Raw genomic sequence first — 21822 nt, 5'->3', positions numbered from 1 at the left:
GTGGTGTGACAGGTGTGAAGACTGTGAGTGCCGTTTTGTAAACTTTTTGGGAATACAAATAAAATACGGGGTGCCTTTAAAGGGAGGGCGTATTTTATTTATTTTCTCGCATAGTTTACAAAAAGGGGGTAATATTCTTCACACCCGTCACAACGAACAGAGGTTAATCCTAGTCAGGGTCTTCTTCTTGCGCTTCCGGCAGGATGGTAGCGATTTCGTCTGTGGTTCGCTCGACGACCAGCCAGAAGTTGCCGTTGCGAGTATGCAGACGCGCAAATCCCAAATCTTTCAAGATACGTCCTACTTGTCCGGGTGTCAAGCGAATACTATTACCGAAGCGGGCCACAATCTGGCTGGCGGTGATGTAACGTCCCCTTTCCAATCCGTAGGGTTTGCGGTAAAAGGCGAGGATCAGCTCACGGGCAGGGTTGGGCGTCTCGAAACGTCGGTTGTGTCGGTTGAGTTCGTCGATCTCTTCGCCTTGAAACCAATAGCGGAAACCGCTGTCGAGCAAGGCTTTTGCTTGTGCGTAGACGGCATCGTGGTCGATCGGGTGTTCCCACGGGTTGTCGATGTCCGTCACTTCAAAAACGAGCCAACGGCGATTGCCGGTATCGTCGGTAAGGAAGAGCGGATTGTTGCCGGTGGCGCAGAAAGAGGCGACGTGCGGCAGGCGTACTTTGTTGCGGCCATAGGGAAGTCGTTCGTCGATGTAGAGAGCGGTGGTCATCGCCTTGAGCTGGTTCAGCTCCGCCGGGCGCATGGTGTCGATCTCTTCGAAATTAACCAGGAGGAACTCCGAGAGGGTCAGCAGGTCGTCCTTACCGAGCCGCTGGCTGTTGGTCTTCGTCGTGAAGTAACGTCGGAGGCTGGGTGGCAGCAAGTTTTGCATGAAAGAAGTTTTATAACTTCCCTGGCGGCCGATCAACACGAAGATGACATGGTTGACTGTCCGTTCGTCCAGTGCACCCGCCAGCATGCCCACGAGCCAGCGGCGGAAGTAGGAGGCGAATTTTTCAGGCGTGTTGTCCGTTGTATGTACCATCGCAGCCAATTGACCGATCGGGTCGCTCGTGCCGTCCCAGGGCGGGAGGGCATTGAGATAGTCCGCAAGCGGATAGTATTCGGGTACGAAGTCGCTGGTCAACAGCGTGCGCAAGCGGGAGAGGTCTGCGTTGACCCCTTCCTTCTGCATGGCACGCCACAGGGAGTTTTCGATGGTGTCGGTCATGCGTTGCCACTCTTCACTGCCTTGCAGTCGTACTTCCGCCTGTTGGGTGAGCCGGTTGCGGCGGATTTCCATGTAGCCGTCGATGAAATGTTCCATCTCTTCGACCGAGGCATAACTTCGGGTGCGGACTTCGCCGGAAGCCGCCTGTTCAAACTGCCGGAGCTTTTGTGTAGCATGTTCGGCCGTCAGAGCGTAGCAGCTTTTTGCTGTGGAGCGGATGGCAGTCGCATCATAGTCGGCAAACGTATCGAGTGCCCATGCCGTAGCCTCCTGTTCCGGTATGCCGAACCGGTTCATCCAGTAGAGACAGCGGCAGATGTAGTTGTTGTGACTATGTGCCTCGTAGGCAATGCCTTCCTGTTCGACAAGGCGGCGCACGGTCGGTGCTGCCCGCTGAATGGAAGGCTTGCGGCCGCGTTTTTCCTTTTTGCCTGTCGGCTTGCCGCTTTTATCGTCCGGCAGCGGGAAACAGAGCGCGTCGGGCTGATAGAAAGTATCGGGATCATAACAGATGACGGACATACGGGTCGCGTTTTTGCATTTGCAGTCATATTCGATACCGGTCAGCCGGGCATAATGTTCGTTGACATGCTTCCAGGCCAGCGGGAAATTCTGTTTTGTAATGCTACCATCCATCCGTGCGAACACCCGGATACCGGAGCCGGAGATCGTGGTGTGGGCCAGGAAGGTATGCGCATCGTCCTTGACACGGGCAAGTGTCTCGGCGAACTGCCCGGGAGGAATGCCATCGATGTCGACCATGATGAATCCGGAATAGCCGATGGTGTGTTTGGAGGTACGTCCGCCTGTGAGCGCGACCGAGGCGACGAAGGCCGGCTGGTCTTGTTTGATTCGGTCTTTTTCTGCCTTCAACTTGGGGAGAAGCTGATTGTCGCCGTCCTGTTCCGCTTGGTGCAAGCGGGCGATTGTCTGTCGGTACAGTTCAGTTTGCACTTTATGAAGTGCGCCAGTCAATTCATTGACAATCGCTTTCCATGAAACGGGAGCCGGTGTTGTAGCCCGCAGGGAGGCGAAGCGGCTTGGCTGGAATGGAATCGTGTTTTGAGTCATATAAACAACAGTTTGTTTAATAATTAATAAAAACAGAGAAAACTGAATATGAGAGACATGCTCTTTCATACTAGTGCTAAAGATATAGTTCTTATTTTTTAGCGTGGTACATAGATGGATGTACCAAATGTAAGATATAATAGCATAGATTAAGGTTTATTTTGTTTTCGGGTCGCTTCATGGGGGAGATGCCCTCATTGGAAGCGAGATGTCCCGGCAACTTTTCGGCGTAGGTTCTAATAAATGGATTATAGTTGCTTCCGATGAAGTCTGGCAGATACAAAAAAGGTGGGGATTGTTATCTTTCAGGCAGTTGTCTGCCTGTTTGTACATCGACCGCCGTACCCTTTCAAAACTGGATCGCCACCATCCGGACGGCACACTGACACTTGAAACGCTTGATCGTATTTATGCAACTTTCATACATCTCTGCCCGGAATATTTTCCTCTAGAAGATGTGGAAGAGGAACGCCGTCGGTTAGCCGATTCGCGTATTCGCATTTTGATGTGTTCGGAGGTGAGTTCTCAGGTGTTGGGACAAAAATGAAATATTTAAAATAATATGTACAAACATTTCTTTAAACGACTGATCGATTTTATTATCGTCTTTTGTGTATTGGCAGTGATTTGGCCGATATTGTTGATCATTACCCTTTGGTTGCATTTTGCTAATAAAGGGGCGGGGGCGTTTTTCTTTCAGGAACGGCCGGGGAAGGATGAGAAAATTTTCAAAGTAATTAAATTCAAAACGATGACGGATGAACGGGATGCTACAGGAAATCTGTTACCGGATGCAGAGCGTTTGACTAAGGTAGGTCGCTTTGTCCGCTCTACTTCCATTGACGAATTACCTCAGTTGGTTAATGTTTTGAAAGGGGATATGGCTTTGATTGGACCAAGGCCTTTGAGAACTTATTATTTACCTCTTTATAGTAAAGAGCAAGCGCGTCGCCATGATGTGCGTCCAGGTATTACGGGATGGGCACAAATAAATGGACGAAATAGTATTACTTGGACAGAGAAATTTAAGTTAGATGTTTGGTATGTTGATCATCTCTCTTTGTGGTTAGATGTAAAAATAATTTTCTTGACAATCAAGAAAGTTATATGTAGAAATGATATAAATAATGAGACAGTTGCTACAATGTATCCATTTGATGGAACTAATTAATTAGAGAATGAAAAGTGTAATAATTGGTGCAGGTACCTATGGTGAAGTTTATTTGGCATATCTTCAAGAAATAGGGGTAGAGATTGTTGGATTCTTAGATGATAATCCAGATTATCAAAATACTTATATAAAGGGAGTTCCTGTATTAGGTAAAGTTGATTACTTGAGTTCGTTGCGTGAAAAGTTTGGAGTGGAAGCTGTTTATTGTCCTTTGGGTAATAATAAGTTGAGAGTGAAACTACTTAAAAAAGCGAAAGAGTTAGGGTATAAAATTCCTAATTTTATTCACTCCAGTGTACTCCTATCACCTGATGTAGTGATAGGAGAGGGTGTTTATATTCTACTAGGTTCAACTGTTATGCCGTATACTATTATCAAAGATTATACAATGATAAGCATGGGAGTACATTTAGCACATCATGTGGTATTGGAAGAAGGCTGTTTCTTGTCTACAGGTTGCAATTTTGGGGCTTCGATTGTTGCTCATAAGTATACCTATTGTGGTATTAGTTCAACTATCATGACAGGGCTTCATGAATTAGGAGAAGATTGCTTGATTGGGGCAGGTGCTGTTGTTATTCATGATGTAGAACCCAAGGCCGTTGTTGCGGGTGTTCCAGCAAAGGTGCTTAAATATAAGAATTAAGGCAGTGAGTTGAATTTTCGGGATTATTCCTGTTTGACATATATGCCAAAGAAGGTATTCTTCAAAATTAATATATATGATATTGGCATTCGGCTCTTCTTCAAGAACTTGTTTCATGAGCTGGAAAAGCAGGAAACTTTTACCGACACGTCTTTGACCGGTTAATACTTTGGCTATGCTTTTTCTCATGAAAGGCTTGATTCTTTCTGAATAGCCTTTTCGATTGATGAGTGTTTGAGGTAAATCCATTTGCTGAAAGTTTTAAGTATAAGTGAAACTTATGGCAAATATGCGAAAAGTTTTAATCATACTTAAAACTTACCCTTGAAACACGAAAAGTTTTAATTATAAGTAAAACTCTAATTATCTATCATAACAATGAACAAACGAATTTACCTTTGCCTCGCTCACATGAGCGGCAAAGAGCAAGGCTTTATAAAAGAAGCCTTTGATACCAACTGGGTTGTTCCACTTGGCCCGAATGTGAATGGATTTGAAGAAGCACTGGAGCACTTCTTAATTGACAATGGACAATTGACAATTGACAATGAGGGGAAGACAAAAAATTGTCAACTGTCAACTGTCAACTGTCAACTGAAAAAAGTCGTTGCACTCTCTGCTGGTACGGCCGCTGTACATTTGGCTCTTTTAGCCTGTGGTGTCGGTCCGGGCGATGAAGTGATTGTACAAAGTTTTACTTTCTGCGCCTCTTCACACCCTGTTACTTATTTGGGAGCAACTCCGGTCTTTGTCGATTCGGAAGCCGAGACTTGGAATATGGATCCGGAGTTGTTGGAAAAGGCGATTGTCGACCGAATAGCGACTACAGGTAAGAAACCGAAGGCAATTGTCCCCGTCTATCTCTATGGAATGCCGGCTAAAATTGAAGAGATTATGGCTGTGGCAAATAAATATGATATTCCGGTTATCGAGGATGCTGCTGAAGGATTGGGTAGTCGCTATGATGGTCAGGTTTGCGGAACATTTGGACAGTATGGGGTACTTTCTTTTAATGGTAATAAAATGATTACGACCTCTGGTGGCGGCGCATTAATCTGTCCGGATGAAGAAGCGAAAAAGAAGATCATGTTCTATGCAACCCAGGCACGCGAATCTTATCCTTATTACCAGCATGAAGAGATCGGTTACAACTATCGCATGTCGAATATTTGTGCCGGTATCGGTCGCGGTCAGATGACAGTGCTGGATGAACATATTGCTCATCATAAACATACCTGTCAGCTTTATAAGAAACTGCTTGCCGGAGTAGAAGGGATTACATTGCATGAGAATCCTTCTTCTCGTTTCGATAGTAACTATTGGTTGAATACAATCTTGCTCGATTCAGGTTTATATGTGAAAGGAGAAGAACATGCATACGAGGCTGCTGTACAGGGGGCTGTGGGCGGTGCTGCCGGTGTGACACACGAGGCTTCTTCTTTACATACTAATTCGGAGCCGAACCGGAATGTGGAAGCTATGCGCATGGTATTGGATGCTGCCGGTATTGAATCTCGTCCGCTATGGAAACCGATGCATTTACAACCTGTATACAGGAATAATCCTTGTTATGCGAACGGCGTAAGCGAATCTTTGTTTAAGCAGGGGCTATGTCTGCCGAGTGGTCCTTGTGTGACGGATGAAGATGTGGCTTATATCGTCCAGGAAATCAAAAACTCTATTTTGTAATCTGTAATGAATTCATTCGAGTTTTAATAGAATATATATATGTCAGTATTTAAAGACAAAACCCTTCTAATCACTGGTGGTACCGGTTCCTTCGGTAACGCCGTCCTCCGGCGTTTTATCAATTCGGATATCAAGGAAATCCGAATCTTTAGCCGAGATGAGAAGAAGCAGGACGATATGCGTCATGCTTTACAAAATCCTAAAGTAAAATTTTACATAGGGAATGTGCGTAATAAAACATCTGTGGATGTCGCTATGCGCGGTGTGGATTATGTGTTTAGTGCAGCTGCATTAAAGCAAGTCCCCAGTTGTGAATTCTTTCCGATGGAAGCTACGCGTACAAATGTGGAAGGAACAGAGAATGTGCTGCTTTCTGCTATTGAACATGGCGTAAAGAATGTAGTCGTCCTTTCTACGGATAAAGCCGCTTATCCGATCAATGCGATGGGTATCTCCAAGGCTCTGATGGAAAAGGTGGCGATTGCTAAGGGACGTGAACTGGGCGAAGGGGCGCAGACTACTATCTGTTGTACCCGCTATGGCAATGTGATGGCAAGCCGTGGTTCTGTAATTCCTCTTTGGGTGGAACAGATGGAGCAGGGCAGGCCGATTACCATTACCGACCCTGAAATGACCCGCTTTATGATGACGTTGGATGATGCCGTCGATTTGGTAGTCTATGCCTTTACACATGGTCATAATGGTGACCTATTTGTTCAGAAAGCACCGGCAGCGACCTTGTCTGTCCTGGCACAGGCCTTGAAAGAAACATACGGACAGATCGATCCGAAGTATCTGGATACGGAAGTGAAGGTAATCGGTACGCGTCACGGAGAGAAACTGTATGAAACGCTGGTAACCCGTGAAGAGATGGCGAAGGCAATCGATATGGGTGAATATTACCGCATTCCTTGTGATACACGCGATTTGAACTATGACAAGTTCTTTACCGAAGGAAGCGAATGTCTTTCTAAGATTGAAGACTATCACAGCCATAACACCACACGTTTGGATGTGGAAGGCATGAAAAAACTATTACTCCGCTTACGTTTCATTCAGGAAGATCTTGGACTGATCGAACGGGCAAAACCAAGAGAAATCAGAAGCGAATAAATCAATTTTAATGTAATGAACATATTAGTTACTGGCGCCAAAGGGTTCGTCGGTCGGAACCTTGTTTCCCAACTCCATAATATCCAATCAGGGAAAGCCCGGAATTATTCTGTTTCGGGAACTGATCTAAAGGTCTTCGAATATGATATAGACAGCGATCCGGCTGAGTTGGATGTCTATTGTAAGAAAGCTGATTTCGTCTTTAACCTGGCGGGTGTGAACCGTCCGAAAGACCAGGCGGAATTTATGAAGGGTAACTTCGGCTTTGCTTCTACTTTGCTGGACACATTGAAAAAGTATAACAATACTTGCCCGGTGATGATCTCATCATCTACGCAGGCGGCATTGGATAATCCGTATGGCGAATCGAAAAGGGCAGGAGAGAACCTGTTGTTCGAGTATGCGAAAGAAACCGGAGCGAAAGTATTGGTTTATCGTTTCCCGAATGTGTTCGGAAAATGGTGCAGACCGAATTACAATAGTGCTGTGGCTACTTTTTGTAATAATATTGCTAATGACTTGCCTATCCAGGTAAATGATCCGAATGTGGTGATGAATTTGGTCTATGTGGATGATGTGGTAGACGAATTGATTGCTGCTTTATCTGGTAATGAACATCATGAAGGAGATTATTGTGCAGTACCGGTCGTTCATACGATTACGCTAGGAGGCATTGTCGATTTGCTCTATTCTTTTAAAGAGATGCCTGCGAACTTGAGTGTACCTAATCTAGGCGATTCTTTTACGAAGAAACTCTATTCAACTTATTTGTCTTATTTGCCGAAAGAGAAATTCAGTTATCCGGTACAGATGAAAACAGATGACCGCGGTAGTTTTACTGAGATTATCCGTACGCCGGATCGTGGTCAGTTCTCTGTGAACATTTCTAAACCAGGGGTAACTAAGGGGCAACATTGGCATCATACCAAAAATGAAAAGTTTGTGGTCGTAAGCGGCCATGGTCTGATTCAGCTTCGTAAGATTGGAACAGATGAAATCATCAACTTCGAAGTAAGTGGTGAAAAGATAGAAGTGGTCGAAATGATTCCCGGTTACACTCATAACATCATCAATTTATCCGATACGGAGGAGTTGGTGACCTTTATGTGGGCTAACGAACCATTCGATCCGAATCGTCCGGATACTTATTTTGAGAAAGTATAAAAGATAACACTATGAGCAAACTAAAATTAATGACTATAATCGGTACCCGTCCGGAAATTATCCGTCTGGCTGCCGTTATTAAGCGATGCGATCAATACTTCGATCAAATCCTGGTCCATACCGGACAAAATTATGATTATACATTGAATCAGGTCTTTTTTGATGACTTGGGACTTCGTGCTCCTAACTATTATCTGGATGCAGTGGGTGTGGACCTGGGGGAAACAATAGGAAATATCATTGCCAAATCGTATAAATTGATGGTGGAGGTGAAGCCTGATGCCGTTCTGGTGCTGGGAGATACAAATTCTTGCCTGTCGGTTATCGGGGCGAAGCGTTTACATATTCCTATCTTCCATATGGAGGCGGGTAACCGTTGTTTCGATGAATGTCTTCCGGAGGAAACAAACCGTCGCATTGTGGATGTGACAGCCGATGTCAATATGTGTTACTCCGAACATGCACGTCGGTATCTAAATGCTGCCGGTACACCGAGAGAACGTACCTATGTAGTCGGTTCACCTATGGCAGAGGTATTGCATAATAACCTGGAAAAGATCAAGGCTAGCGATGTTCTGGAACGTTTGGGATTGAAGAAAGGAGAATATATTTTACTGTCTGCCCATAGGGAAGAGAATATCGACACGGAAACAAACTTCTTCAACCTGATGAATGCGGTAAATGCGATGGCCGAGAAGTATGATATGCCGATCCTGTACTCTTGTCACCCTCGTTCAAAGAAATATATCGAACAACGTGGTTTCCGGTTCGATCCGCGTGTCATTCAGCATGAACCTTTAGGATTCCATGATTACAATCATCTTCAGATGAATGCTTTTGCCGTAGTATCTGATTCGGGGACACTGCCTGAAGAAAGCAGTTTCTTCCTGTCTGTCGGTAATCCGATTCCGGCAGTATGTATCCGTACCAGTACGGAGCGTCCGGAGGCATTAGACAAAGGGAACTTTATCCTGGCTGGTATTACGACCGAACAGGTCTTGCAGGCTGTAGATGTGGCGGTCGAAATGAATAAGGATGGCGCTTTGGGAATCTCTGTTCCCAATTATGTGGATGAGAATGTATCGGTGAAGGTTGTTAAACTGATACAAAGCTATACCGGAGTCGTAAATAAGATGGTTTGGAGAAAATATTAAAACCAAAGTCATGAAACTAAAAAATAAATCTATCTAACATAAAATTAGTAATATGATTAAACAAGCAGTTTGTATTGTAACCCTCTTGCTAGCACTACCATACGCAACGAGGGCACAGGAGGTTAAAACTGACACCGTTCGGGTGGCCCAACTAGACAACATTATCAGTGAGTTGGGCGATTCGACAGACATTGTTGTGGCCGGTAGAGGCCGCTCTTCCAACTGGTTTATCAGTGGAGCGATTGGTATGAATGGTTTGGCAGCAGAGGCGAATCGGGAGTATGAAGGCTTTATTAAGCGCATGCAGCCCATGGGGCAGATATCAGTAGGTAAATGGCTTTCTCCGTTGTGGGCATTCCGTTTTCAGGTGGGGGCCGGAAAGCTGTGCGGACATTCTTATCCGTTTGCTTTCTACAACATGTTCGATAAGGTGCCTGACCATACGGTGATACCCGAAGAGGCTAAGCCTTATTTCTCGGAGAAAAATGGAGAAACTTGGTTCCACCGTCAGTTCGCTTACATGGACTTCCAGGTGAACCTGATGAGCAATGTGGTGCGTTGGTTCACAAGAGACGAGAAACCGGTCAATTTCTATCTTTTCCTGGGACCCGGTTTCTCGCATACATTTGAGAAGCAGGGAATCACGCCGGATAACTCATTTTCATTGAATGCCGGTGCACAGTTGGATGTGAAGTTGAGCGATAAACTTTCATTGATAGCCGAGTTGCAGGGAACTATCGTCGATGAATCCTTTGACGGACAGATTGGCGGCCTTTCCTCCAAAACGAACCGTACCGTAGAAGGCTACGGTGGTCTGAGCATTGGTATCACTTATAAGTTCGGAGGACAGAAATTCAACCGTTATACAAAGGTGAACCCGGTTGTGCTGGAAAGCGTTTATTACACGCCGGCCCCTGTTGTGGTGGAAGTACCGGCTGCCGAACCGGAATCATTGGTGACCGAATTTCCTGTTCGTTTCCTGATCGACCAGTCTACGATCGAAGAAGATCAGATGACCAACATCCACCTGGTTGTCGATTATTTGAGAGAACATCCGAAGGCTAAACTGAAGCTATGCGGTTATGCCGATAGGGAAACTGCCTATCCGGCCTACAACATGAAGTTGAGCGAACGCCGTGTAAAAGCCGTGAAGGATTGTCTGGTGAAAGAGTTCAATATCGACCCTGACCGCTTGCAGACTTCTGCGAAAGGAGATATCGAACGGGCTTACGAAGAAGACTACCGCTGGAACCGTGCCGTAGTGATGGAAATAATCGAAGACGAAACAGAAAACAAGTAAAAGGATGAAAAAGACAATATTGATACTTCTCCTGGCAGCTGTGTCGGCAGGGGGATATGCACAAGAAAAGCGCGTGGAGTCTCGCGTGGAGTCTACTATTATGATGGATACGCTTGAAGTGGACTATAAGACCAGATATGTATCTTCTTTCTGGAGCAATTTCTATATACAGGGTTCGTTTGCCGGTCGTGTGATGTGTGCCGAAGATGATAACCATCTGTCTGTCGGCAAGCGTCTGTCTCCGGGATTCTTGCTCGGTATCGGAAAGGATTTGAATCCGAATCTGAGTCTTCGTTTGAGCTTTGGTGGTATGCGTCTTACGGGTTGGAATACGGGTATTCCGGGTATCTACAAGCAGTATGCCAACTGGAGCGACGGTAATGATCCGGTACGCGAATACCTGGAATCGCAGGGAGTCGATACGAAGGATGGCTACAAGCAGAAGATGAAATATCTGGAAGTGAATCTGGATTTGATGGTCGACTTATATAATTTGTTCCATGAACAGAAGCGTTTCGACCGTCGTTGGGACTTCGAGGCTTATTCCGGTTTGGGTTACCTTTATAATATGCGTTGGCACGGTATGGGTAAGGAGAACAAGATTGCCTTGCGTCTGGGTGCTATCGCAGGATATAATATCACAGACCGCCTGGCCGTCAATGCGGAGATCAGTTCTTCCATTACCAGCGCTACCTTCGACGGCGAGATCGGGAAAGGCAACCAGTTCGATACCTTCTTCTCCGGATTGGTCGGTTTAAAATGGCGCTTCGGAAAGCAGGGCTTCCAGGTCGTACGCCTTGTTCCGACGGAACAATATGCTGCGTTAAACAACAGCGTAAGCAAGATACGTCGTGAGTACACCGAACATTCAAAAACGGTTCACCGTACTGTTACTCACGTCGCTACAGGTAGCGAACTGCTGATTCCGGCTGTTGTCTTCTTCCCTGAAAAAGATACCTACAATGAAGAATTGCAACAGGTTAATATCTTCGAGGTGGCTCATTTCATGGAAGAGCATACAAACTACAAGATTACAGTTATCGGTAACAGCCATCAGGCAAGCGACAGAGTCGCTCGCAAACGTGCAGAACGTGTCAGAAACATCCTGATCAACCGCTATTCCATACAGCCGTCGCGTCTGGTGGTACGTGTGAAAGACATGGGTTCCGTATCTGATCACATGGAAGATAACCAAACGGTTAATTTTGCAATAGAACAATAATGACAAAAAAACAACTGGTATCTTATTTAGCAAAACACTGCTCGTTGCCATTGGCAACGAGCAGGTTGGTCGTCAATACGTTAGCAGATGTGGCGACAAAAGAGTTGAAAGCCGGTCGCGGTTTCAGTATCCATGGCTTTGGTTCACTGGAACCTTGGTATCAATCCGCCCGTCCGGGACGTAATATACGAGCAGAGCTTCCCTGCATGATCGCTCCGCGCATAAGTGTAAAATTCAAGCCCGGCGTATATCTGCTGGCCGCTCTGAACAACAACGTTCTTGCCGAAGAGAATCCCGATACAGTCGAGGAAGAGGCTGTAGCTCATACAGATCAGCATCACTTCCGTTTCCCTCATAAGGAGAGAGGAGACTCAGAAGGAGCAGGCAGAGAATGAGGACAGAGGTAGTCATCGGCTGCCGGCGTTGGTTTACTTTGACTTACGGAATATATCAGGAATTAATATTAAACTTTTATTTATTTGTTATGAGAACGAAGAATTACCATTCGTTGGGTCTGTTGGCTGTAGCACTGGTGTGTGTGGCAGTACTTTTCACGGGCTGCAGGTCTTCAAAGAAGATTGTCTATCTGCAGGATGTTGTTCCTTTAAAGCAACAGGAAATCGAGCAGAAATACGAAGTGTTTATCCATAACGACGATTTATTGTCGATTATGGTGAATAGTAAGAATCCGGAGTTGGCGCTGCCGTTTAATATGCCGCTGGTGTCGTATCAGCTTGGAAGTGAAAGTCCCGGTGCACAGCGTGTACTGGGTTATCTGGTGGATGTCAACGGGAATATAGATTTCCCGATTCTAGGTAAACTGCATGTTGCAGGGTTAACCCGCCTGCAATTGACTGAGATGATTAAGGAGCGTCTGATAAGCGAAGACTTAATTAAGGATCCGATTGTAACCGTACAGTTTCTGAACTATAAAATTTCAGTCATGGGTGAGGTAAGCCGTCCGGGATCGTTTGATATTTCCAGCGACCGGGTCACATTGCTGGAAGCATTGAGTATGGCTGGCGATCTGACTATCTATGGTCGTCGTGACCGGGTAGCCGTTATCCGTGAGAAGGATGGAAAGCGGACTATTCTGTTTCACGACCTTCGTTCGTCCGATATCTTCAACTCTCCCTGTTATTATTTGCAACAGAACGATATCGTGTATGTAGAGCCGAACAAGGTGAAAGCCGAACAGAGTGGAATCAACCAGAACAAATCGGTAGGAGTATGGTTGTCTGCCGCTTCTATTCTGGTTTCCATAGCTTCTTTGGTTGTGACATTGACAAAATGAGAACGAGTATAATTTAATTTATTGCGATAATGAAGAATGAAGAACTAATAGAAGATGGGACAAATGCTTTGAACCTGATAGACTTGTGGTACATGTTCAAGCGTTACTGGTATTGGTTTGTCCTGTCGGTTATGGTTTTCCTCGGGGGGGCAGTCTATTATGTGAAAAGCACTGCCAAGATATATACCTGTGTCGCTTCCGTTTTAATCAAGAATGATTCGAAGGGAACAAGTCTGGCCAGTGAGGCTGCGGCCTTTGAGGATTTGAATGTATTGAATACCAAAAGCAGTGTGGATAATGAAGTGTTGGTGTTTCAATCCCGTAACCTGATGATAGAGGTGGTCCGTCGCTTGAATCTGAACATTTCTTACAGGGTGGAAGCCGGTCTTCGGGAGATTGAATTGTACAAGGAATCTCCTGTTGTCCTTCGCTTTCCGGATGCCGAAGAAACCAGCAGTTTACAAATGGTGGTGACACCTTTGGACGATAAAACGGTTATGCTTGCCGGATGGAAAGGTGACGATGAGGAATGGAAGCAGAAGGTGGCTCTGAAGGATACGGTAGAAACGCCTGTGGGAAAGGTGGTCGTTACGCCTACTTTATATTATTCCAAGATGTATTATTCGGTGCCGGTCACTGTCACGAAGTATAATTTGCTTCAGGTAGCGAAAGCCTGCAACGCCGGTCTGCGTGCTTATTTGGCCGACAAGAAAGCTTCTATTATCAATCTGGCTATTGAAGATGTATCTAAAGCGAGAGCGGAAGATATTATCAATACATTGATCGTTGTGTATAATGAAGATGCGATTAACGACAAAAATCAGGTAGCGATCAATACATCCAATTTTATCAATGAGCGTCTGATTATCATTGAGCAGGAGCTGGGAGGCGTGGAATCGGAAATCGAAACGTTTAAGAAAGAAAACCTGTTGACGGATATTGTGTCGGAAACAGGTATCTATCTGCAAAACTCCAACCTTTACCAACAAGAGGGGCTGGGATTGGAGAATCAGTTATCGCTGGCACGTTCCATCAAAGAGTATTTGCATGACCCGCAGCATGAACGGGATTTGATTCCTTCCAATACCGGTATTCCGGATGTGAATATCGAGCAGAGTATCGGCAAATACAACGAAATGTTGCTGAAGCGAAACAAATTGCAGGAAAACAGTAGCGAGAAGAATCCGATTATCCAGGAGTTGAATGGTTCATTGTCGGCTATGCGGCAGACCATTGTGCGCACGGTCGACAACCTGATTGCCGGTCTGAATGCACAGTTACAGCGTATCGAGCAGCAAGAAAGGCAGGCCAACCGACGTATTTCGGCTGTCCCTTCTCAGCAGAAGTATGTATTATCGGTTGAGCGTCAGCAAAAAATCAAGGAAGCTTTGTATTTGTATCTGTTGAATAAACGTGAAGAAAATGCCTTGTCGCAGTCGATTACTTCAAGTAATGCACGTGTGATCGATCCGGCTATGTGTAGCGATATGCCGGTAGCTCCGAAAACATCTATGATTTTGCTTGCTGCTTTGGTGGGGGGCTTTGCCTTACCGGGACTAATCCTTTGGTTGATTTTTAGTCTGAATACGAAGATAAACAGTCGCAGGGAACTGGAAGAAAAGCTGACCGCTCCGATATTGGGAGAGATCCCTTTGCTTCCGAAAAAGCATAGACGGAAAGAACATGAGATTTATGTGTCGGAAAATGGACGTGATGCCATATCTGAAGCTTTCCGTATTGTGAGAGCAAATATGGATTTTATGGAGGTGAATACAAACCGTCTGCAGGTGATTGTCTTTTCTTCGTTTAATCCGGGTGCCGGCAAGACATTTCTGTCAATCAATATGGCAGTAAGTATGGCTACCGGAGGCAAGAAAGTCGTGTTGGTCGATTTGGATATCCGAAAAGGTTCTCTGAGTGAACGCATTGGTCATAAACATGAGGCTGGGGTTACCAATTATCTGTCGGGAAAGGAAACGAACCTGGATAATCTTCTGGAAAAAGGAAAGTATTATCCGAACCTGGACGTTTTGTATAATGGGCCTATTCCGCCGAATCCGTCGGAGTTACTGCGCAGTAAGCGGCTGGATGATTTGTTGGAATGGTTGAAAGAGCGCTACGACTACGTGATACTGGATAATGTGCCTTCTAATATGATTGCGGATGCAATTATCGTTAACCGTGTAGCCGACCTGACACTTTATGTATTGCGTGCCGGATATATGGACAAACGATTATTACCGGAGGTAGAAAAGCTGTATAAAAGCAATAAGCTGAAAAATATGGCTATTTTATTGAATGGCGTAGATATCCGTTATAACTATGGGTATGGATATGGTTATTACGGAAAAGGATATACTTATGGCTACGGAAGTAAAGATTGAAACATTGCAGTTGATCTATCATGTGTTTAAAAAATACATGATACAGGAACTGCGTTTCAGATCGCCCGCTATTTCTTTGCGGGCGGTTGCTTCCGCATGCGGAAGCAATGATAAATATCTATCGATGGCAATTCGTTCTTTTAGCCGTGAAAAGACCTTCTATCGGTATTTGACCCATCTGAGACTGAAATATGCCTGTTATTTATTAGTGAAGAATCCCAACTATAAGATCGATTATATTGCGAACCAGTGCGGGATTCTTTCGAGAAGTACCTTTTATCGTATTTTTAAAAATGAATACGGGCGTGTTCCGGAGAGCGTGCGGGCTGATTTTGCAGGGAAAGAATTTACTCATTTAAAATTTGAGGAGTTTGATGATGAAGCGTTCTATGGAAAATAAGGCGGAAGCAGCCTTTCTGGAGTTGATAAAATCCGGGATATGGGATAAAGAGCCGGATGTTTCCTTTTTTGAGGGATTGGATGCCTCGGAGTGGATGGTGATATGGGAAGCGGTGCACGACCAGGCAGTAACAGGCATCTGTTATGTGGCGGTAGAACGTTTGCCGAAGGCTTTTCGTCCTCCCCGGCAACTTTTTTTCTCCTGGATGGCGGAGGCACAGGCTATTCAGGGATATAATCTGAAAATCCGGAGTGTCTGGACCGAAGTAAATGCCAGTTTGGAACAGGCCGGAGTTTACCCGATTGTGATGAAGGGAATTGGCATTGCGCTTCTTTATCCGCAGCCTTTGTTGAGAATGACTGGTGATTTGGATCTTTATATACCGGATTCGTATGACAAGGCTTTAAAGTGTTTGAAACAATGGGGAGAGATAAAGTTTGATCCCGAACATGATCTTATTTATATTCAGGATATATTGGTAGAATTACATTATTCACATAGTTCTAGCCAATCTTCTTTACAAAATAGAAAAAGTATACTTATAAAGAGAGAGGGAATTTTATATCGTATTCCGGGAGTAGAGGAAAATGCAATTATGTTGTTGAAGCATGCGGCAAAGCATCTTTTTAATGGTGGGATCGGTTTGCGACATCTGTGTGATTGGGTACTTTTTATTAAGCAATATCCGGATTTGAATTATGTTTATATAACGAAAGAGCTCAGGAAAGATGGAATGGAACGATTTGCACGTGTGTTTACAGTTTTGGGTCTTGAGTATATAGGTGCTGACCTAGTAGATCTTCCGGCTTCTTGGTTATTGGATTTTAAAGATAAATTGATAAAAAATGTATTATGGGCTAAGATTTTAGAAAGTGGTAATTTTGGACAAAGAAAAAGAAGAGTGCAGCATTTTAGTATTTGGAATAAGAGTACTAACCCGTTTTTTCAGGTATTAAAACAGGTTTGGCGGCATATAGAGAGATTAGAATATATATTAATTTTATCGCCATTATTTACTCTACAATTAAAAAAGAAATTAAAAGAACGTTTTTTACACTAATTTACCTTTCAACTAACTTCACTCCAACGAATACACCTTATCACACAACTCCACCACCTGTCGCTTATGCGATACCAATATAATAATCCTATCTTTTACATTGTTTTTGAGTAAAGCCAGGATTTCTCGTTCGGCTTGTTCATCCAGGGAAGAAGTGATTTCGTCTAATAAGAGGATTTTTCCCGGGCAAAGCAGGGCGCGGGCGATGGCCAAGCGCTGTGTCTCTCCACCGGACAAGCCCTCTCCACCTTCTCTTAATTTCAAATCTAATTGTTCTTTTGTTTGCAGGATGAAATCGGCAGAGACCGATTTCAATACCTGCAAAAGTTCGGCGTCTGTAGCTAAGGGGGCTGCTGCTTTTAAGTTATCGCGTACCGTGCCGGAGAAAAGGTAGTTTCCTTGTGGCACGTATGAGAAATTGATACGGGTCTGTTTTCCGATTGTATGGATGTGGCCCTGGCTGTCTGTCAGGGTGATATGGCCTTGGGAGGGAGATACCAGTGCCAGAAGCAGGCGGAGCAGGGTTGTCTTGCCGCATCCGTTGTGACCGACCAGGGCAGTGATTTCGCCGGAGCGAAATTCCATATTTATATCTGTCAGGACAGGCTTTTCCGGCGTGTAGGAAAAGGCGACCTGTTGAAGTTGCAGCTTCGTGCAGTCTATTGGGCGGAGAGAAGCTTCCTGTGTCTCTTCCGGAAGGGAATTGATTTCTTTCAGGCGTTCGGCTGATGTGTAGGCAGTGATAAAGCCGGGGATGGTGTGCACCAGACCGAGAGCCGGGCTTTGAATCATGCTGACCAGTTGCAGGAAGGCTGTCATGGTGCCGAATGAGATTTCACCGCTTTGGAGGCTGTAAACGCCCCAGGTGAAGGCTACCAGGTAGCCGGACAGAAAACCGACGGACAGTACCAGGTTGGAGAAGATTGAGAAGGTGTTCTGCTGTCTGACCTTGCCGATGTAGTCCGACTGGCGGTTGTCCAGTTGGCGCAGGAGCAGGTTTTCGAAGCGGAGTGCCTTTACTATTTCGCTACGCTGGATGGATTCCTGGAAGAATTGTTTGATATGACTGGACGACTGTTTGATTTCAGTCGATAGTTTTCGCATTTTCTTGAAATAGGCCTTGCTGAGCAACAGGATGAAGGGTATCATTCCGACTATGACACCGGCCAGGATGGGCTCCATCGTGTATAGAAAGTAGAATGCTCCGCACAGGCTTAATAGCATCAGGATGACCTGGGGAATGGCGGTGACGAAGGTATTGACTACGTCGTTGATATCGGTGTGCATCCTCGACATGATATCGCCGCTGTGAAAGGCTTGCGCCGGTTTCCACTCGGCATGGAGCAGGGTGGAGAAGTAACGGTGGAGCAGGGTGTTTTGTAGACGGGTTTGCAGAAGCACAGACCATCTGGAAAGGAACGTCCGGCAGATAATGGAGAGCAGGAAACAGCCTCCGAGCAGGAGCAGGGGCGGGAGTAAGGCCCCTTCGCGTGAGTGAGTTGCGGTGTCGATTACCCGTTTGGAAAACCATACGATGATAAGCGAGAGCGCAACTTCGATTGCTCCCACGGAAATGAGTCTGATTATCTCTTTCCGAAAGCCTTTGGAAAGATGGAAGAAATAGTAGAGTATCTGCTTCATGCTTCTTGGATGTCGGTATCCAGGATATGTAAGTTTTGCAGGGTGTTTATCAGTTCTTCGATATCGGATTCGGCGGTAGAGTGATCTACGTCGAATTGGTCGGCCAGGGCTGTTGCCAGCTCTTCCTTGCTGTATGCTTTTTCGAGCAGCATTTGAATCAGGAAGGTGGAGGTGGTGTTGAGCACGAGCATATTGGTGAAATCCACATTGGCCATATCGACAGGGAAAAGGACTTTTTCTTCTGCTATTTCTTGTATTTTATAGCCTTGTTTAAGTTTAAAGGTTTTCATGAGTTTGATTATTTTAGGATTTTTCGAATGTATTTTTTTAAGCCTGAGAGTCGGAGCCGTAGCGGATATGAGTGTATCCAGAGGGAGGAGATTAGTTGCCATCCGAAGTGTTCGGGAGGCATCCATCGGGTTCCTCGCTGGATGGAGGTGACGTATCCTACGACAGCATCTTTGTCTACAATTTCAAGTGGAAATCCGACTCGATTGTCACCGCGGATATAAAGCTGTGAGGCTTCGATACGGATAATCCGGTGTAAGAGATAAACGGGACCGTATTTGAATAATACGATTTGCCCGCATCTGAGTTGGTCCGGATGAATGGATTGCAGCCGGACGGCGTCTTTCTCATGGCGCAAAAAGGGGAACATACTGTTCCCCTTTATACGTATGGTAGCTGTTTGTCCTTTACGTAAACATGTTGCCACTTCTTGAATGATTAATTCATTCGGCAGCTGGATGATACGGGTAGAGGAGGGGAGCTCCATGATATGTTTGTGCGTTATTTGGTTAAATATTCGAATTCAACATCAGCATCTATCATTGTACCGAACAGTTCATCTTCAACAGCAGAACGGGTGACAAGTGATTTTGAAATAGGTCTACTTAATAAACCTCCTAATTCAGATACATTTAGGGCATATAATACAACAACATTTGTGTTTCTTGCCATGATGTCGGCTGCGGCGAATTCTCCCGCAATAGTACCTCTATATAAAGGAGTTTCCCCGTTTGTATCCAAAATTTCAAAAGTCATATAAATCATAGTTTGATTGTTACTATTTCTGAAATCATGTGGAGTGATATAAGGAAGGGACATATCTCTGAAACCGGAGAACTTTCTACTTGTACTGACTAATGGAAAATCCATTTCGTTTACAGGAGAACACCATCTATAGCTAATGGCTGTATATTCATCAGTGCTTGCCGATATCGGTGCTGTTCTTGTCATGTCATATGCATTAGGATAACCAGTAAAGAAGAAACGAGCACGGAATTGTTTATTTATATCTGTAATTAACTCTTTCTTTGCTACCTGATTAAGGTAGTCTTTGATGTAATCAGCGTTATTTGCTGAATTCCCTGATTCTGTTTTGATAGCAAGTTGTACATTTAATAATGTTGTAGCACGTTCCAAATGAATCATACTCATTGTTTCCTGAGTATCTTCTGATGATATAGGTAATTCATATCGGTCTTTTTGGCCTGTACTTATAGCATTTTCAGATTCAAATATAATCTGTTCATTGTCGATATTAACGAATAAGGCTGCTTCACTAATAAATAAGATATCACCAATAGGGGCATATACATCACCTCCCGGGATGGTCAAAACATCTGATTTCTTAGCAGTAGCTTTTGTAATATCTTTTGTGGAAGCAAAATATACTTTATCCCCCTGTTTTAAATTAATAGGATTATTGCAATCTGAATCTTCACCTTCTCCTTTTATCGAAATTGAATTATCTGAATCAGTGGAAAGTGATAGCTTCCAAGTCAATGTCAAATCATTTTCATTTACTTGAGTTGCTGTTGCTATACAGTTATTATCATTATCGACCTTTACTAAATAAATCTTATGTCCTACGTTCTCTAATGGATAAATAGCTTGAAGTTGTTCGTCGCTACTTCTTAATGGTGTTGATTCTGGCCATATTTCTCCATTTCCCGTTTTTGTTAGAGGCAAGTCTTGTTTATTGTCAAAACCTTGAGCAGTATTCGCAAGTTGCATCGTGACACTTGTCCATTTTATATCGGGAGTATCAGTTCCTTTTCCATTATCATCCATATCGTTACTACATGCAGTAAACATGGACAACGACAGACTGCTAATTACTAATGTTTTGATAAATGTTTTCATTAATTCGTAATGTTTTTGTTTAAATTATTAATCGATCCAATTATGCTCCCAAGGAGAATTCCCATCTGTTCCTGTTCCAAAGTTGTGACGTTCGAATTTCCCTGCAGAAATTTGAACAGCACCACTACCAGCGATACACTCATTCAAGTGGATTTCTACGACTTCCACTTTTGGTTTCTCGTACATTTTTAAATTTTTCTTTTTCACTTTCTATTCGTATTAAAATTAAACAATTATCTATCTCTGTTGTAAGACATTTCGGCAGCTTCTCGTTCTGGCCTTGATTGCAAATGGTAGCCAGGAACGGTTCCTGCAAGTCGGGCCAAAGTCTGACTGATCGCATTGAAAGTCGGCTTGTCGTGGCGTATCATAGATGCGGAGGCCAGTAAAAGTCGGAATGTGTCAATGGCAGACAATCGCTTCAAGCGGTTTTCTTTCGCTTGCTCCATTTTGTAGAGGGCTTGCAGCTGAGATCTTTCGTTTCGATAATAGTCTCTTTTTCCACTCCAGGGAGTGCCATATATATAAGGTATGTTTCCTATTATACGAACTGCCGGCTGGTCGTCGTTCAATAAAGTAGAACCGGGGATGTATTTCAGCCACAGGTCGGAATGGGTGCTTTTGCCGATTCCGGAAGGGCCTAAGAAAGCAAATCCCTCTTCTTCTTTTTTGATGGAAGACGCGTGAATCAGAACTGTATCATGAAATGAAGAGCTGTAAATAAAGGCCAACATGAGAAACAGATTTAAGACAGTCGGACTTTCGGCACTTGTGGTCGGAACAAAGTCGATTGTGAGTTCTTTCCATGTTTTGTCGGCCAGCAACCGGTATTTGTTGCCTGACTCGGCAGACTGGTATATGACTATATTCAAATCATCGTTTTGATATATACCATAGGAACCTGTTTCTGTGGTGGTTGAATACACGAATACGGGTATATCTTTTATTTCTCTGCCAGGATCGACAGAGATGGTACACAGGTCTGTAGCTTGCTTCTCCTGGCTTTTTCCGATGAAGGGGATAAAATTCTTCATTTCGAGAAAGGGGTTGAAGTCAAAATCCAATAATATATTAAAACCTGCGATATTCAGATATTGCATACTAGTGTTCGCTTTCATTATTGTTCCGCAAAGG

The 21822-nt window shown here is 44.4% G+C and carries 22 protein-coding genes; 14 read left to right on the top strand and 8 right to left on the bottom strand.

Features of this window, described 5'->3' with window-relative positions; all coding sequences use genetic code 11:
* Positions 1 to 169: 169 nt before the first annotated feature.
* The gene (locus P3L47_RS17775) at positions 170 to 2302 is read right to left on the bottom strand and encodes a VapE domain-containing protein (protein WP_345799081.1); all 2133 of its coding nucleotides are present in this window, start codon (positions 2300 to 2302) and stop codon (positions 170 to 172) included.
* A 208-nt stretch (positions 2303 to 2510) separates the two neighbouring features.
* Between P3L47_RS17775 and P3L47_RS17770 the strand changes: the two genes are divergently transcribed.
* The 3 genes from P3L47_RS17770 to P3L47_RS17760 are packed head-to-tail and all read left to right on the top strand — an operon-like array spanning position 2511 to position 4119.
* Positions 2511 to 2849: a hypothetical protein gene (locus P3L47_RS17770; RefSeq protein WP_233576964.1), complete on the top strand. Its 339-nt coding sequence runs from the start codon at positions 2511 to 2513 to the stop codon at positions 2847 to 2849.
* A gap of 15 nt (positions 2850 to 2864) precedes the next feature.
* Positions 2865 to 3473, top strand: coding sequence for a sugar transferase (locus tag P3L47_RS17765; protein ID WP_122360077.1), 609 nt, complete (start codon positions 2865 to 2867; stop codon positions 3471 to 3473).
* 7 nt (positions 3474 to 3480) lie between these two features.
* Positions 3481 to 4119 (top strand): acetyltransferase, encoded by a 639-nt coding sequence (locus P3L47_RS17760; protein WP_122360076.1) that lies wholly within the window; start codon positions 3481 to 3483, stop codon positions 4117 to 4119.
* Here P3L47_RS17760 and P3L47_RS17755 read toward each other — a convergent pair.
* Complete coding sequence (locus P3L47_RS17755) at positions 4012 to 4308, bottom strand: AAA family ATPase (protein ID WP_255419266.1); 297 nt, start codon at positions 4306 to 4308, stop codon at positions 4012 to 4014. The genes P3L47_RS17760 and P3L47_RS17755 overlap by 108 nt on opposite strands.
* Before the next feature lie 189 nt (positions 4309 to 4497).
* Between P3L47_RS17755 and P3L47_RS17750 the strand changes: the two genes are divergently transcribed.
* The 11 genes from P3L47_RS17750 (at position 4498) to P3L47_RS17700 (ending at position 16899) form a co-directional block, all read left to right on the top strand.
* The gene (locus tag P3L47_RS17750; protein ID WP_277781609.1) at positions 4498 to 5808 is read left to right on the top strand and encodes a DegT/DnrJ/EryC1/StrS family aminotransferase; all 1311 of its coding nucleotides are present in this window, start codon (positions 4498 to 4500) and stop codon (positions 5806 to 5808) included.
* Between the two features lie 39 nt (positions 5809 to 5847).
* Positions 5848 to 6921, top strand: a complete 1074-nt coding sequence (locus P3L47_RS17745; protein WP_122360073.1) for a polysaccharide biosynthesis protein — start codon at positions 5848 to 5850, stop codon at positions 6919 to 6921.
* Positions 6922 to 6936: 15 nt separating this feature from the next.
* A complete protein-coding gene (locus P3L47_RS17740; protein ID WP_277781608.1) occupies positions 6937 to 8085 on the top strand; it encodes a capsular polysaccharide biosynthesis protein CapF in 1149 nt (382 codons plus the stop codon).
* 11 nt (positions 8086 to 8096) lie between these two features.
* Entirely contained in the window at positions 8097 to 9239 is a 1143-nt protein-coding gene (gene wecB / locus P3L47_RS17735; protein WP_277781607.1) for a non-hydrolyzing UDP-N-acetylglucosamine 2-epimerase, read from the top strand.
* Between the two features lie 52 nt (positions 9240 to 9291).
* Positions 9292 to 10539: an OmpA family protein gene (locus tag P3L47_RS17730; RefSeq protein WP_277781606.1), complete on the top strand. Its 1248-nt coding sequence runs from the start codon at positions 9292 to 9294 to the stop codon at positions 10537 to 10539.
* A gap of 4 nt (positions 10540 to 10543) precedes the next feature.
* On the top strand, positions 10544 to 11761 hold the full coding sequence (locus P3L47_RS17725) for an OmpA family protein (protein WP_277781605.1): 1218 nt from the start codon (positions 10544 to 10546) through the stop codon (positions 11759 to 11761).
* Entirely contained in the window at positions 11761 to 12156 is a 396-nt protein-coding gene (locus P3L47_RS17720) for an HU family DNA-binding protein (RefSeq protein WP_277781604.1), read from the top strand. Before P3L47_RS17725 ends, P3L47_RS17720 begins: the two co-directional genes overlap by 1 nt.
* A gap of 89 nt (positions 12157 to 12245) precedes the next feature.
* Positions 12246 to 13055, top strand: a complete 810-nt coding sequence (locus tag P3L47_RS17715; RefSeq protein ID WP_277781603.1) for a polysaccharide biosynthesis/export family protein — start codon at positions 12246 to 12248, stop codon at positions 13053 to 13055.
* Positions 13056 to 13084: 29 nt separating this feature from the next.
* Positions 13085 to 15439, top strand: coding sequence for a GumC family protein (locus P3L47_RS17710; protein ID WP_122360067.1), 2355 nt, complete (start codon positions 13085 to 13087; stop codon positions 15437 to 15439).
* Positions 15417 to 15839, top strand: coding sequence for a helix-turn-helix domain-containing protein (locus tag P3L47_RS17705; RefSeq protein ID WP_158585844.1), 423 nt, complete (start codon positions 15417 to 15419; stop codon positions 15837 to 15839). The genes P3L47_RS17710 and P3L47_RS17705 overlap by 23 nt, the downstream gene beginning before the upstream one ends.
* Positions 15814 to 16899, top strand: coding sequence for a nucleotidyltransferase family protein (locus P3L47_RS17700; protein ID WP_277781602.1), 1086 nt, complete (start codon positions 15814 to 15816; stop codon positions 16897 to 16899). Before P3L47_RS17705 ends, P3L47_RS17700 begins: the two co-directional genes overlap by 26 nt.
* An 18-nt stretch (positions 16900 to 16917) precedes the next feature.
* Here the strand turns inward: P3L47_RS17700 and P3L47_RS17695 are convergent, their stop codons facing one another.
* The 6 genes from P3L47_RS17695 to P3L47_RS17670 are packed head-to-tail and all read right to left on the bottom strand — an operon-like array spanning position 16918 to position 21788.
* A complete protein-coding gene (locus P3L47_RS17695; RefSeq protein WP_277781601.1) occupies positions 16918 to 18540 on the bottom strand; it encodes an ABC transporter ATP-binding protein in 1623 nt (540 codons plus the stop codon).
* Positions 18537 to 18830, bottom strand: a complete 294-nt coding sequence (locus P3L47_RS17690; RefSeq protein ID WP_158585843.1) for a PqqD family protein — start codon at positions 18828 to 18830, stop codon at positions 18537 to 18539. The genes P3L47_RS17695 and P3L47_RS17690 overlap by 4 nt, the downstream gene beginning before the upstream one ends.
* An 8-nt stretch (positions 18831 to 18838) precedes the next feature.
* The gene (locus P3L47_RS17685) at positions 18839 to 19315 is read right to left on the bottom strand and encodes a S24/S26 family peptidase (RefSeq protein ID WP_158585842.1); all 477 of its coding nucleotides are present in this window, start codon (positions 19313 to 19315) and stop codon (positions 18839 to 18841) included.
* A 14-nt stretch (positions 19316 to 19329) separates the two neighbouring features.
* On the bottom strand, positions 19330 to 20688 hold the full coding sequence (locus P3L47_RS17680; protein ID WP_122360062.1) for a hypothetical protein: 1359 nt from the start codon (positions 20686 to 20688) through the stop codon (positions 19330 to 19332).
* Between the two features lie 27 nt (positions 20689 to 20715).
* A complete protein-coding gene (locus tag P3L47_RS17675) occupies positions 20716 to 20895 on the bottom strand; it encodes a hypothetical protein (RefSeq protein ID WP_147382970.1) in 180 nt (59 codons plus the stop codon).
* Between the two features lie 26 nt (positions 20896 to 20921).
* Complete coding sequence (locus P3L47_RS17670) at positions 20922 to 21788, bottom strand: hypothetical protein (protein ID WP_277781600.1); 867 nt, start codon at positions 21786 to 21788, stop codon at positions 20922 to 20924.
* Positions 21789 to 21822 lie beyond the last annotated feature (34 nt).

Source organism: Parabacteroides chongii, assembly GCF_029581355.1.
Classification (GTDB): domain Bacteria; phylum Bacteroidota; class Bacteroidia; order Bacteroidales; family Tannerellaceae; genus Parabacteroides; species Parabacteroides chongii.
Note: the sequence above shows the minus strand (reverse complement) of the source record. Positions and strands in the feature narration are given on the sequence as shown.

Excerpts from the sequence above, each read along its gene's own strand:
- P3L47_RS17715 (WP_277781603.1), top strand. The coding sequence starts at position 12,246 with ATGAGAACGAAGAATTACCATTCGTTGGGTCTGTTGGCTGTAGCACTG.
- P3L47_RS17680 (WP_122360062.1), bottom strand. The coding sequence starts at position 20,688 with ATGAAAACATTTATCAAAACATTAGTAATTAGCAGTCTGTCGTTGTCC.
- P3L47_RS17750 (WP_277781609.1), top strand. The coding sequence starts at position 4,498 with ATGAACAAACGAATTTACCTTTGCCTCGCTCACATGAGCGGCAAAGAG.
- P3L47_RS17725 (WP_277781605.1), top strand. The coding sequence starts at position 10,544 with ATGAAAAAGACAATATTGATACTTCTCCTGGCAGCTGTGTCGGCAGGG.
- P3L47_RS17775 (WP_345799081.1), bottom strand. The coding sequence starts at position 2,302 with ATGACTCAAAACACGATTCCATTCCAGCCAAGCCGCTTCGCCTCCCTG.
- P3L47_RS17705 (WP_158585844.1), top strand. The coding sequence starts at position 15,417 with ATGGCTACGGAAGTAAAGATTGAAACATTGCAGTTGATCTATCATGTG.
- P3L47_RS17690 (WP_158585843.1), bottom strand. The coding sequence starts at position 18,830 with ATGAAAACCTTTAAACTTAAACAAGGCTATAAAATACAAGAAATAGCA.
- P3L47_RS17730 (WP_277781606.1), top strand. The coding sequence starts at position 9,292 with ATGATTAAACAAGCAGTTTGTATTGTAACCCTCTTGCTAGCACTACCA.
- P3L47_RS17710 (WP_122360067.1), top strand. The coding sequence starts at position 13,085 with ATGAAGAATGAAGAACTAATAGAAGATGGGACAAATGCTTTGAACCTG.
- P3L47_RS17755 (WP_255419266.1), bottom strand. The coding sequence starts at position 4,308 with ATGAGAAAAAGCATAGCCAAAGTATTAACCGGTCAAAGACGTGTCGGT.
- P3L47_RS17685 (WP_158585842.1), bottom strand. The coding sequence starts at position 19,315 with ATGGAGCTCCCCTCCTCTACCCGTATCATCCAGCTGCCGAATGAATTA.
- P3L47_RS17695 (WP_277781601.1), bottom strand. The coding sequence starts at position 18,540 with ATGAAGCAGATACTCTACTATTTCTTCCATCTTTCCAAAGGCTTTCGG.
- P3L47_RS17700 (WP_277781602.1), top strand. The coding sequence starts at position 15,814 with ATGATGAAGCGTTCTATGGAAAATAAGGCGGAAGCAGCCTTTCTGGAG.
- P3L47_RS17720 (WP_277781604.1), top strand. The coding sequence starts at position 11,761 with ATGACAAAAAAACAACTGGTATCTTATTTAGCAAAACACTGCTCGTTG.
- P3L47_RS17745 (WP_122360073.1), top strand. The coding sequence starts at position 5,848 with ATGTCAGTATTTAAAGACAAAACCCTTCTAATCACTGGTGGTACCGGT.
- wecB (WP_277781607.1), top strand. The coding sequence starts at position 8,097 with ATGAGCAAACTAAAATTAATGACTATAATCGGTACCCGTCCGGAAATT.
- P3L47_RS17740 (WP_277781608.1), top strand. The coding sequence starts at position 6,937 with ATGAACATATTAGTTACTGGCGCCAAAGGGTTCGTCGGTCGGAACCTT.
- P3L47_RS17670 (WP_277781600.1), bottom strand. The coding sequence starts at position 21,788 with ATGCAATATCTGAATATCGCAGGTTTTAATATATTATTGGATTTTGAC.
- P3L47_RS17760 (WP_122360076.1), top strand. The coding sequence starts at position 3,481 with ATGAAAAGTGTAATAATTGGTGCAGGTACCTATGGTGAAGTTTATTTG.
- P3L47_RS17765 (WP_122360077.1), top strand. The coding sequence starts at position 2,865 with ATGTACAAACATTTCTTTAAACGACTGATCGATTTTATTATCGTCTTT.
- P3L47_RS17770 (WP_233576964.1), top strand. The coding sequence starts at position 2,511 with ATGTCCCGGCAACTTTTCGGCGTAGGTTCTAATAAATGGATTATAGTT.